Genomic DNA, 230 nt, shown 5'->3' with positions numbered 1-230 from the left:
GTGCGGCCTCGCGGAAACCGGCCATCACGGCACCGCCCTTGCCCTGGTTGGTGGGCAGGGTCAGCAGCGTGACGTTTTCCAAGGTGGCCAGTTGCGCCAGCACGGCGGCGCAGGCCGGGCTGCTGCCATCGTCCACCAGCAGGCAGGGCAGGCCACTGTTCAACAGACTCCGGACCACGGCGGGTACGGCGGCTTCGTGGTTGTAGACCGGGATCAGGGCGCAGGGGTTA

1 protein-coding gene is annotated in these 230 nt (G+C 68.7%); it reads right to left on the bottom strand.

Annotation, left to right across the window (positions count from 1 at the left end):
• The coding region (locus tag ACW9IR_RS30120; RefSeq protein WP_457466252.1) for a glycosyltransferase at positions 1-230 on the bottom strand (230 nt) is incomplete at both ends.

Source organism: Pseudomonas sp. SDT291_1_S447 (assembly GCF_054070155.1).
Note: the sequence above shows the minus strand (reverse complement) of the source record. Positions and strands in the feature narration are given on the sequence as shown.